This window comes from Lelliottia sp. WB101 (genome assembly GCF_003051885.1).
In the GTDB taxonomy this organism is placed as follows: Bacteria; Pseudomonadota; Gammaproteobacteria; order Enterobacterales; family Enterobacteriaceae; genus Enterobacter; species Enterobacter nimipressuralis.
In genome coordinates this window covers 483714-495047 of the sequence record NZ_CP028520.1, presented here as the reverse complement: position 1 = coordinate 495047, position 11334 = coordinate 483714, and the positions used below count along the sequence as shown (strand labels likewise).

The 11334-nt window shown below is 55.9% G+C and carries 8 protein-coding genes and 3 tRNA genes; 7 read left to right on the top strand and 4 right to left on the bottom strand.

The window, feature by feature from the left end; translation table 11 throughout:
- The first annotated feature begins 277 nt into the window (after positions 1-277).
- Positions 278-1255 carry an elongation factor P--(R)-beta-lysine ligase gene (gene epmA, locus DAI21_RS02280; protein ID WP_100777906.1) on the top strand — a complete coding sequence of 326 codons (978 nt, stop codon included), beginning with the start codon at positions 278-280 and terminating at the stop codon, positions 1253-1255.
- 93 nt (positions 1256-1348) lie between these two features.
- On the opposite strand, the gene mscM is transcribed toward epmA, so the two are convergent.
- The 3 genes from mscM to rsgA all read right to left on the bottom strand — a co-directional run bounded on the left by mscM (position 1349) and on the right by rsgA (position 6796).
- Entirely contained in the window at positions 1349-4660 is a 3312-nt protein-coding gene (mscM, locus tag DAI21_RS02275; protein WP_107702402.1) for a miniconductance mechanosensitive channel MscM, read from the bottom strand.
- A gap of 17 nt (positions 4661-4677) precedes the next feature.
- Positions 4678-5646, bottom strand: a complete 969-nt coding sequence (gene asd / locus DAI21_RS02270) for an archaetidylserine decarboxylase (protein ID WP_102104431.1) — start codon at positions 5644-5646, stop codon at positions 4678-4680.
- Positions 5647-5743: 97 nt separating this feature from the next.
- A complete protein-coding gene (gene rsgA / locus DAI21_RS02265) occupies positions 5744-6796 on the bottom strand; it encodes a small ribosomal subunit biogenesis GTPase RsgA (RefSeq protein ID WP_107702401.1) in 1053 nt (350 codons plus the stop codon).
- A gap of 107 nt (positions 6797-6903) precedes the next feature.
- Here rsgA and orn point away from each other — a divergent pair, with 107 nt between their 5' ends.
- From orn to DAI21_RS02245, 4 genes are all read left to right on the top strand, one after another.
- Positions 6904-7449, top strand: a complete 546-nt coding sequence (gene orn, locus DAI21_RS02260) for an oligoribonuclease (RefSeq protein WP_100777902.1) — start codon at positions 6904-6906, stop codon at positions 7447-7449.
- 188 nt (positions 7450-7637) lie between these two features.
- Positions 7638-7713 (top strand) — tRNA-Gly (locus DAI21_RS02255).
- A 37-nt stretch (positions 7714-7750) separates the two neighbouring features.
- Positions 7751-7826: transfer RNA gene (locus DAI21_RS02250), tRNA-Gly, on the top strand.
- 36 nt (positions 7827-7862) lie between these two features.
- Positions 7863-7938 (top strand) — tRNA-Gly (locus DAI21_RS02245).
- A gap of 270 nt (positions 7939-8208) precedes the next feature.
- Here DAI21_RS02245 and queG read toward each other — a convergent pair.
- Positions 8209-9348, bottom strand: a complete 1140-nt coding sequence (gene queG / locus DAI21_RS02240) for a tRNA epoxyqueuosine(34) reductase QueG (protein ID WP_107702400.1) — start codon at positions 9346-9348, stop codon at positions 8209-8211.
- Between queG and nnr the strand changes: the two genes are divergently transcribed.
- Entirely contained in the window at positions 9347-10873 is a 1527-nt protein-coding gene (gene nnr / locus DAI21_RS02235) for a bifunctional ADP-dependent NAD(P)H-hydrate dehydratase/NAD(P)H-hydrate epimerase (protein ID WP_107702399.1), read from the top strand. The genes queG and nnr overlap by 2 nt on opposite strands.
- Positions 10866-11327, top strand: coding sequence for a tRNA (adenosine(37)-N6)-threonylcarbamoyltransferase complex ATPase subunit type 1 TsaE (tsaE, locus tag DAI21_RS02230; protein WP_100777899.1), 462 nt, complete (start codon positions 10866-10868; stop codon positions 11325-11327). The genes nnr and tsaE overlap by 8 nt, the downstream gene beginning before the upstream one ends.
- Positions 11328-11334: the final 7 nt, after the last annotated feature.

Here is an 11334-nt window from a genome sequence, read left to right as displayed (position 1 = left end):
CGTGTGACCTGACAGGTTTCACTTGCCACAAGGGCGGTTGCGAATGCGTTTCCACTGCTCCTTTATGGGTAAAACAGTATAACCGTATGGATGTGGGGGAAATTTGACGCGTTCGATTTTTTTGCTGTTAAGTCCTGGGATTTATCACCGTAATTGATGGATTGCGTCACGGAATTTAGCGGATTGCTGAATCGAGAAAATTTACTGTGCAAAATTTGTCTCTCTCCCCGCTAACGAGTAGACTTCGTGCCCTTGTCTGAATCCGGAGAAAATTCCCATGAGCGAAACGGCCACCTGGCAGCCGAGCGCAACCATCCCTAACCTGTTAAAACGTGCAGCAATTATGGCAGAAATTCGCCGCTTCTTTGCTGACCGTGGTGTACTTGAGGTGGAAACGCCGTGCATGAGTCAGGCAACGGTAACAGATATTCATCTGGTCCCGTTTGAAACCCGTTTTGTCGGTCCTGGTCACTCTCAGGGGATGAATCTGTACCTGATGACCAGCCCGGAATATCACATGAAGCGCCTGCTGGCGGCGGGCTGTGGCCCGGTGTATCAGCTGTGCCGCAGCTTCCGCAATGAAGAGATGGGGCGTCACCACAACCCAGAATTCACCATGCTGGAGTGGTATCGCCCGCATTACGACATGTACCGTCTGATGAACGAAGTGGACGATCTGCTGCAACAGGTGCTGGAGTGCGCCGGTGCTGAGACGCTCTCTTATCAGCAGGCTTTCCAGCGTCATCTGGAAATCGATCCGCTGTCCGCGGACAAAACGCAGCTGCGTGAAGTGGCGGCGAAGCTGGATCTGAGCAACGTCGCGGATACAGAAGAAGATCGCGATACCTTGCTGCAACTGCTGTTCACCTTTGGCGTAGAGCCGCAGATTGGTAAAGACCGCCCGACCTTTGTTTATCACTTCCCGGCAAGTCAGGCGTCGCTGGCGCAAATCAGCACCGAAGATCACCGCGTCGCCGAGCGTTTTGAGGTCTATTACAAAGGCATGGAACTGGCGAATGGTTTCCACGAGCTGACCGATGCCCGCGAACAGCAGCAGCGCTTCGAACAGGATAACCGCAAGCGTACCGCGCGCGGCCTGCCGCAGCAGCCGATTGATACCCATCTGCTGGAAGCATTAAAAGCCGGTCTGCCGGACTGCTCCGGCGTAGCATTGGGCGTGGATCGTCTGGTGATGCTGGCGCTCGGTGCCGAGCAATTAGGCGATGTGATTGCGTTTACGGTTGATCGCGCCTAGATAAGCAGTAAAAACCCTCTCTCGAGAGGGTTTTTTTATGTGTGCCCTTCTCCTGAGGGAGAGGGCGGGTGAGTGCATCAGACCCTACTCACCCTACAAACTTCCCGCCGGGCGCTTGCGCGCCGCAGACGTCAACGTTCTTCCCGTTTTACGCCCATCGAGTGTTTCCAGACGCATCTGGAACGGTGGGAATGGCATATCAATACCGTGCTCGCGGAACCCGGCCAGTATCAGCTGGTGGATTTCATGACGCAGCGGCATACGGTGGCCCATCTCGGCGGCGTAGATACGCAGTTCGAAAATCTGAATCCCCTGCTGCAAATCGACCAGGAACACTTCCGGTGCCGGGTTATCGATCACCAGCGAACAGCGCTCGGCAGCGGTGTACAGAATCTGCGTCACCTCTTCGCTGTTAGCATCTGATGGCGCCGGAACGGTCAGCACCACACGCGTGACGGAGTCGGACAGCGACCAGTTGATAAACTGCTCGGTGATAAACGCCTTATTCGGCACGATGATCTCTTTGCGATCCCAGTCGCTAATGGTAGTCGCACGGGTGTTGATCTTGGTGATGCTCCCGGTCAGATCGCGGATCGTCACGGTATCGCCAATGCGGATGGGTTTTTCGAACAGGATGATCAGGCCGGAGATGAAGTTAGCGAAGATCTCCTGCAAACCAAAGCCCAGACCGACACCCAGTGCCGCGACCAGCCATTGCAGCTTGGACCACTCAATCCCAATCATCGAGAAGCCAACCAGTCCGCCAAACAGCAGAATCAGGTATTTGGTAATCGTAGTGATGGCATATCCGGTGCCGGGGGTGAGATCCAGATGCTGTAACAGTGCCAGCTCCAGCAGAGCAGGAAAGTTACGTACCAGCTGGGTGGTAATGATCAGCACCAGAATCGCAATCAACACCGCTCCCAGCGTAATCGGCTCAAGGCTTTCGACACCCTGCACCGTAGATGTGGCATCCCACAGAGAGATGTTCTCAAGGAAGCCAAACGCCGAGTGAATCTCGGACCACAGTACAATCACCGACAGCAGCGCGATGAGCATCAGGATGGAGCGCACCAGGCGCAGGGACTGAGTACTGATGGCATCCAGATCCAGTTCAACCTCGTCCACTTCCGTTGTGCCTTCAGTGCTGCTGGTGCTGTGCGGATCGTCTTCGCCACGCGCACGCTGGGCGAGGATTTCGGCGCGACGATGTTTGGCACGGTCAAACGCCAGACGGCGACGCTGAATCAGCATCCAGCGGCGGATAATGTGATACACGACCAGCAGCAGGAACCAGATCGCCACCGACGTTTCCAGACGGGCAAGCAGAGCCTGGGCGGTTGCCAGATACCCGACTGCTGCGGCAAGAATCGCCACCAGCGGAGCGCTGAGCAGCAGGTTCCACAGCATGCGGTTCACCATGTTTTCGCCGCTGCCGGTTTTGTCGACATACAGCGGAATTCCGGCTCGTTTCAGGCTCAGGGTTACCATCGCCAGCGCGCCGCAGATCAGCATAAAGCACAGACGTCCGAGGGAGCCGGAAAACTCACGGTCGTTGAGATTATCGAACATAATGAGCGCCATAATCAGCGGCACGATAAGCCCGATACTCATCAGGTAATAGCGCATCGCCCGCGTTACGCGCTGGCGCGGCCAGGCGAAGTGGGCGATAAACAGCCCGTTTGGACGGGCAAAGGTCGCGCAAATCATCACCACCCACAGCAACGGCACCGTGGCCGTCACGCCATCGCCAATCGCTACGGCGAGCGGATACGGCCAGGCTTCTCGCAGGCCATAGCCCAGTGTCATCCACAGCACCGGCAGCGGGGATGCCACCAGAATCGACCAAAACACGGTGCGCAGCGTGAGCCAGAAGTGGTCCTGCGTCACTTTCCCCACCCGGGCGCTGGAACGCTCCAGGAAACGGGTGAAGTGCCTGCGCGAATAAATGCTAAAACCAACCAGAATCAGCGCGCCGAGCAGCGGGAAAATCGTCTCTTTGCTGGTGAGGATCATCACGCCCGCTTTGCCCAGCTGACCAAAAGTATCCAGCGAAATCAGGCGGCGCAGGTCTTGCACGAGGTCAATCGGCCAGGAGATGCTCATCGGCCGCACGTCCGAGGTCCAGAACAGATAGCGGTGCGTGGCTTCGTTTACCTCTTTCAGCGCGTCTTCCAGCTGGCTGTTGGAGACTTTCAGCTTGGTCAGTTCCAGAATCAGCGTGTCGCCGCCCTGCAGCAGAGAGTTCAGCAATTCGCGCTGAGTGCGCAGCTGAGCGTCGAGAATGCGGTTCTCTTCGCTGGTCAACGGCTCGCCATCGGCCTGATGCTGCTGACGGACTTGAGACTGTTTGTTGAGAAGATCTTCATAACGCAAACGCTGGACGCGCAGCTGCGCCATTTCCGTGTCCAACTGCTGCGGCTTAGGCATCTCCGGCAGACGCGCTACCTGAGCGCGTAAGGCTTCGCCCAGCAGGTTCGATGAACCCAGCCACTGGGACTGTTCGCGCAGGGTGTTCAGCGCCTGACGCACCTGTAACGTCTGATTGGTCGCCTGGCGCTGCTGCGAGGCCACCAGATCCATACGCTGGGCCTGCTGGTTCAGGGCTGCGGACAGCTCGCGGTTAATCTTGAACTGCGCCACGATCCCCGCCGGGAGATTTTCGCTGTTTTCTGCCAGCAGTTCGGTGCTCTCCAGCGCGCGTTCTGCCTCGCGCTGACGCTGGCTGTTAAGCTGATTTCGCAGGGCTTGCAGATAGGTATCGAGCTGCTGGCCCTGTTTCTGCGCCAGTTCGGAACGCATTCGCGCCAGTTCCTGACGGTTATTGGCAGACAACTGGGCCAGCTCAAGCTCATCGACCAGGGCTTTCAGTTTGGCTGATTCGGCCTGCAGGCTGAGATTTTGCGGATTATTACCGGGCTGGGTGCCGATACGACGCTCGACTTCGTTCAGCTGGCGGCGAGCATCGGTTTGCTGTTGGGGCAGTTGGCTGAGCGAATCTGCGATTTCACGCGCCCGTTCTTGCTCCTGCTGCGCCTGACGGCTTTTCTCCAGCAGCTGGCTGCTGACCTGCAGGATTTCCTGATTCAGGGCGTCCGTCGTCATGCCCGAGGGAACGTTACGCGGCTCATCGCGTAAATTATTCAGCTGCGAGCGGAGCGTTTGGGAGAGTTTGGGAAAGTTATCGATAACCTGCTGATATTGCTCTGCGCGCTCGAGGGAACCTTTACGTTCCTCAAGCGCGTTCAGCGCGGCCTGGAGCTGCTCAACGGCTTCCGGCTGGGCGGGTTTGGCCGCCTTTGCCTGCTCCAGTTCCTGAGAGATCTGTTTGGCATCAGGGGCTGTCGCTGCGTACGCCCCTGTACTGAGGCACCAGGCCATCAGAAAAATGATAATCGGGCGCACTTCAGTAACCCCTTTGGTTAGCCTTGGTCGTTCTTGTCGTCAACCAGCGGACTGGCGTCGTGTTCGGCTTTAATCTCTTCTTCTGCCAGTGGCGCTGGCTCGACTTCTGGTGTCACGAAGGTTTCCGTCGAGATAGCCAGCGGCTGACCAATTTTAGTCACGGACAGGCTTTGCAGAGAATCCACCAGATTCACTTTACCCGGCGCGAACAGGTTGATCACGGTAGAACCCAGTTTGAAGCGACCCATCTCCTGGCCTTTCAGCAGGGCAATCGAGCCTTCGTTTTCGCCAGCCGGCCATGTCCAGCGTTTGATTACACCTTCGCGTGGCGGCGTGATGGTGCCAGCCCAGACGGTTTCGATGCTGCCAACAATGGTCGCACCCACCAGAATCTGCGCCATTGGACCAAATTCAGTATCAAACAGGCAGATGACGCGCTCGTTACGGGCGAACAGGTTCGGGACGTTTTGCGCCGTCAGATGGTTCACGGAGAACAGATCGCCCGGCACGTAGATCATCTCACGCAGGATACCGTTGCACGGCATGTGTACACGGTGATAGTCGCGCGGCGAGAGGTAGGTGGTGACAAATGAGCCGTTGCGGAACAGGTCTGCCATCAGGTAGTTACCTGCCAGCAGGGCTTCCATGCTGTAGTCGTGGCCTTTGGCCTGCAGGATTTTGTCTTCTTCGATTTTGCCAAGCTGGCTTATTACGCCGTCTGCCGGCATCACCAGCACATTCGGGTCGGTATTCAGCGGACGAACGTCATCACGCAATGGGCGGACAAAGAAATCGTTGAAGGTGCGGTAGCTGGCGGTGTCCGGCTTCTGCGCCTCTTTCATGTCGACCTTGTAGTATTTAACGAACAGATCGATAACCAGCTTTGTCAGCCAGCCCGCTCGTTTGCTCGCGCCCCAGCCCGCCAGGCGGGTGAGCCATAGTTTAGGCAGAATGTATTGAAGCGAAAGTTTGAATGAGTTTAACAAGGTAGCCTCCAGGCCATTGTTTTGTCGTTCCTGATCCGGCTTCACAGCGCCGGAACCTGAAAAAAGGGGACGATTTTAGCGACGCTTAGCTTAGTTGTCAGTTATCAGAATCAGAAAAGTTTTTACGCGTTTTTACCTGGTCCATGCTTTCGAGGATGCGGTGATAGTTGTAGAAACGGGTTTCGGCAATTTTCCCGGTTTCAACCGCTTCACGAATGGCGCAGCCAGGGTCGTTGTCGTGTTTACAGTCGCGGTATTTGCAAGCGCCTAAATAGTCATGGAATTCGACAAATCCATTGAAGATTTGTTCCGGCTCAAGGTGCCACAAACCAAATTCACGCACCCCTGGGGAGTCAATGACATCGCCGCCGTGTGGGAAGTGGTACAGGCGCGAGGCCGTGGTGGTGTGCTGACCCAGCCCGGAGTTGTCGGACACATCGTTGGTGAGGATCTCGTCCTGCAGCCCCAGAAGATTGTTTAACAGGCTGGATTTCCCCACGCCAGACTGACCCGCAAAGATGCTGATGCGGTCGGTGAGCGCCTCTTCAAGCGGTTTCAGGCCATCTTTCTTGTGGCTGGAGACCATCAGCACGCGATAGCCAATATTACGGTAGATGTCCATTTGCTCGTTCACAAATGCCATACCGTCGTCATCCAGCAGATCGATTTTGTTGAGCACGATCAGCGGCTCAACGTCCAGCGTTTCGCAGGCCACGAGATAGCGGTCGATAATATTGAGCGAAAGCTCAGGTAAGATCGCCGATACAATCACGATCTGATTGATGTTAGCAGCGATCGGTTTGACGCCGTCGTAGAAGTCGGGGCGTGTCAGAACGGACGTGCGCTCATGAACCGCTTCGACGATCCCTTTTACGTTGACACCTTCGGACGCCGCTTTGCCTGGACGCCATACCACGCGGTCACCGGTCACCAGTGAACGGATGGTGCGACGAATGTTGCAGCGGTGGACGCTACCGTCGGCGGCTTCCACATCGGCGTGCATGCCGAAACGGCTGATCACCATGCCTTCGGTCGTTTCGCCAAACAGGTTGTCGTCGTAATCGGGTTTCTCCGAAGTGGTCTTAAGACGGCGCTGATGGTTGGCACTCACACGGCGCTGTTGCCCTTTGGAGAGTTTATTTTTACTCAATCGTGCTGACTCCTGGTCGCCCGTATCGGGCAAAACCTCTATGATACACACTAATTAATACTAGTTAACCTGCTACTGCCGGTTATGCGAGAAGGGTGGAAAATAACATGAGCGCGGATGAAAACAACCTGATTTGGATTGATCTTGAAATGACCGGTCTGGATCCCGAGCGCGATCGCATCATTGAGATCGCAACGCTGGTGACCGATGCCAACCTGAACATTCTGGCGGAAGGCCCGACCATTGCGGTACATCAGTCTGACGAACAGCTGGCGCTGATGGACGACTGGAACGTGCGCACCCATACCGGCAGCGGACTGGTAGAGCGCGTGAAAGCCAGCACTCAGGGCGATCGCGACGCGGAGCTGGCGACCATTGAGTTTCTGAAACAGTGGGTGCCGGCCGGAAAATCACCGATCTGCGGTAACAGCATCGGCCAGGATCGCCGCTTCCTGTTTAAGTACATGCCGGAGCTTGAAGCCTATTTCCATTACCGTTATCTGGATGTGAGCACCCTGAAAGAGCTGGCGCGTCGCTGGAAACCGGAAATTCTGGATGGCTTCAAAAAGCAGGGCACCCATCAGGCGATGGACGATATTCGTGAGTCGGTGGCTGAGCTGGCGTATTACCGCGAAAACTTTATTAAGTTGTAAGTTTGCTGCCCGGCGCGCTTGCGCAGCCGGGTTTTTGCCGTTAAATTGTGCAGCTTGCCGATTAATTAGGCACTTGAACAGGATTTCAAAAAAATCGCTTTCAGGGGGGTTGCAGCTAAAAGGATTTCTCGTATAATGCGCCTCCCGTAACGACAGAGAATTACACGTTACGACAGCAACAAATTTTTGCGGGAATAGCTCAGTTGGTAGAGCACGACCTTGCCAAGGTCGGGGTCGCGAGTTCGAGTCTCGTTTCCCGCTCCAAATTTGAATAGTATCGCAAGATGTACGCACCACCCAAGCGGGAATAGCTCAGTTGGTAGAGCACGACCTTGCCAAGGTCGGGGTCGCGAGTTCGAGTCTCGTTTCCCGCTCCAAAATTTGAAAAGTGTCGCAAGACACGCACCACCCAAGCGGGAATAGCTCAGTTGGTAGAGCACGACCTTGCCAAGGTCGGGGTCGCGAGTTCGAGTCTCGTTTCCCGCTCCAAATTCTTCTTCATACCCAGTTTATCCACAGCGAAGTGCTTCGTTGGGGACGCTTTCTTTTGTTTCTGACAAACTCTTGTGAACAGAGTTATCCACAGATCCCACTATTTTGCTAAAAGACCAAAAACCTTCGCAGGGTGAACGGTATATTCATAACCAATTGAATATAAAGCTAAAAATATCATTTCAAAATGTTATTGAGATCTCTTGACCTCTCTGCAAAGCCCGATGGTTGCTGACTTCATGATTTTATTCACAGGCTGTGAATAGTTCAGGCGTCGCGCACAAGCCCCTTTTCGATCACTCTCACCAGACGTTTTTTCTGAGGTAATTGCACCTCGACTACACAGGCGTTTCGCTTCTCAATTTGCTGCGCAATCGCCCATTCTAAGTGTTCGTCGAGAAGTGGGTGCTCACCTCTGCGCTTTTCAAGGGCCTGAATATTGGCCTCGTCCCAGGGAGCATTTCCCAGCGCAACGGCAATATTTCTCAGCCAGCGCAGATGCCCGATACGGCGAATCGCCGAACCTTCGGTGATCCTGAGGAAATACGGTTCGTCCCAGGCAAACAGCTCCGTCAGTTTCGGCGCATGTAACGCTTTGCGCGGACTAAAATCGTCTTCATCCGTGAGCTGCGAGTAGCGATTCCAGGGGCAGATGAGCTGACAGTCGTCACAGCCATAAATTCGATTGCCAATCAGCGGGCGGAACTCTTCGGGGATCGCCCCTTCCAGTTCGATGGTGAGATACGAGATGCAGCGGCGTGCATCCACGGTGTAAGGCTCGACAATCGCTCCCGTCGGGCAGATGGTCATACACGCCACACAGCGACCACACCCTTCTTCGACCGGGCCGTCGACCGGCAGCGGCAAATCTATTAGCAATTCACCGAGAAAGAAGAATGAGCCTGCGTCGCGGCTGAGGATAAGTGAGTGCTTACCTGTCCAGCCAAGCCCGGCTTTTTCAGCGATAGGGCGCTCAAGAATAGGCGCAGAGTCGACAAAAGGTCTAAAATTCAGCGAGCCGCAGTGCTGCTGGATAGTTTCCCCGAGTTTTTTTAAGCGGTTACGCAGAAGCTTATGATAATCACGCCCAAGCGCATATCGGCTGACGTAACCCAGGGAGGGATCTTTCAACGTGCGGGCAAACGCCGCGTTAGCGGGGAGGTAGTTCATGCGAACGCTAATGACGCGCAGGGTACCCGGTAAAAGCTCGTGGGGCCGGGCGCGCATCATCCCGTGACGCGCCATCCACTCCATTTCGCCGTGGTATTGTTTGTCCAGCCAGGCCTGCAGTTTTGGCTCGCTCGCGGAAAGATCAGTATCGGTGATACCGACTTTCTGAAAGCCAAGCTCAGCGCCCCATTGTTTAATGTTTTGCGCTAATTGATTGAGATCGAGGGGCTGTGACATGACGGACCATACGGTGAAGAAAATCCCCGCAAGTATACCACATTCCATTTGGCCTGCGGATGACCTGCGACGCGCTGAAAAAGAGGCGGCAGATAGCCTGGGCATTACCCTGTATGAGCTGATGCTCCGCGCGGGCGAAGCGGCGTTTCGCGTTGCGCGTGAAACCTATCCGCACGCCACTCATTGGTTGATACTCTGCGGACATGGCAATAACGGCGGCGATGGCTACGTGGTGGCCCGACTGGCCGCCGCCGCTGGCCTGAATGTAACCCTGCTGGCACTGGAGAGCGACAAACCGTTGCCAGAAGAAGCGAGCGAAGCCCGGGACGCCTGGCTAAACGCCGGTGGCGTGATCCATGCTGCGGATATCGTCTGGCCAGAGGGTATCGATCTGATTATTGATGGTTTACTCGGCACAGGGCTGAGCCAGGCTCCGCGCGACAACGTTGCGACACTGATTGAACATGCCAACACCCATCCTGCTCCCATAATCGCCCTGGATATTCCTTCGGGCCTGCTGGCGCAAACGGGCGCGACGCCCGGCGCGGTGATTCACGCCATGGCTACCGTGACCTTTATCGCCCTTAAACCTGGATTGTTGACCGGCAAAGCACGCGATGTGGTGGGGACGCTTCACCATCATGCGCTCGGCCTGGATAGCTGGCTTGCGGGCCAGGAGACGTCGCTTTCTCGTTTTGATGCTTCCCAACTTGCGCAGTGGCTGCCGCCGCGCCGTCCGACGTCCCACAAAGGCGATCACGGGAAACTGGTGATCATCGGTGGCGATCACGGCACGGCAGGGGCGATTCGTATGACCGGAGAGGCCGCTCTGCGGGCGGGCGCGGGTCTGGTGCGAGTGCTCACTCGCATCGAAAACATCCCGCCGTTAATTACCGCTCGCCCTGAACTGATGGTCAGCGAACTCACGCCGCACTCTCTTGAAGAGAGCCTGGCCTGGGCAGACGTGGTGGCGATAGGTCCGGGGCTGGGTCAACAGGAGTGGGGCAAAAAAGCGCTACAGAAAGTCGAGAATTGCCGTAAACCGATGCTGTGGGATGCCGACGCGCTGAACCTTCTGGCAATCAATCCTGATAAACGTCACAATCGCATCCTGACGCCACACCCCGGCGAAGCCGCGCGGCTGCTTAACTGCAGCGTCGCAGAAATTGAAAGCGATCGCTTACTTTCTGCGCAGCGTCTGGTAAAACGTTATGGGGGTGTTGCGGTTCTGAAAGGGGCAGGCACGATAGTGGCCTGTGAATCTGGCGCGTTGGGCATTATCGACGCGGGCAATGCGGGAATGGCAAGTGGCGGAATGGGCGATGTGCTCTCCGGCATTATCAGCGCGTTGCTTGGACAGAAACTTACCCCTTATGATGCAGCTATTGCAGGCTGCGTGGCGCACGGTGCCGCCGCTGATAGAGTGGCGGCGCAGTATGGAACGCGCGGCATGCTGGCCACCGATATTTTTGACACGCTGCGGCGTGTTGTTAACCCGGATGTGATTGACGTAGAAAATGACTAATCGTGTGATTGCTTTACCCGACGAGCAGGCAACCTTGGATCTCGGCAAGCGCCTGGCACTGGCCTGTGACGGTGCCACCGTCATCTATCTGTACGGTGATTTGGGCGCGGGTAAAACCACCTTCAGCCGGGGTTTTTTACAGGCGCTAGGCCACAAAGGGAATGTGAAAAGCCCGACCTATACCCTGGTCGAACCCTACACGCTCGACAATCTGATGGTATATCACTTTGATCTTTACCGTCTTGCGGACCCAGAGGAGCTGGAATTTATGGGTATCCGTGACTATTTCGCCAACGATGCCATTTGCCTGGTGGAGTGGCCGCAACAAGGTGCGGGTGTGTTGCCTGACCCGGATGTCGAAATTCACTTAGATTACCAGGCGCAAGGGCGTGAGGCACGCATCAGTGCAGTTTCCTCATCAGGCTGTTCCTTGCTGGCTCGCTTAGCCAGCTGAATGAAGG

Coding starts and splice junctions, on each gene's coding strand:
- epmA (WP_100777906.1), top strand. CDS start 278: ATGAGCGAAACGGCCACCTGGCAGCCGAGCGCAACCATCCCTAACCTG.
- orn (WP_100777902.1), top strand. CDS start 6,904: ATGAGCGCGGATGAAAACAACCTGATTTGGATTGATCTTGAAATGACC.
- nnr (WP_107702399.1), top strand. CDS start 9,347: ATGACGGACCATACGGTGAAGAAAATCCCCGCAAGTATACCACATTCC.
- queG (WP_107702400.1), bottom strand. CDS start 9,348: ATGTCACAGCCCCTCGATCTCAATCAATTAGCGCAAAACATTAAACAA.
- tsaE (WP_100777899.1), top strand. CDS start 10,866: ATGACTAATCGTGTGATTGCTTTACCCGACGAGCAGGCAACCTTGGAT.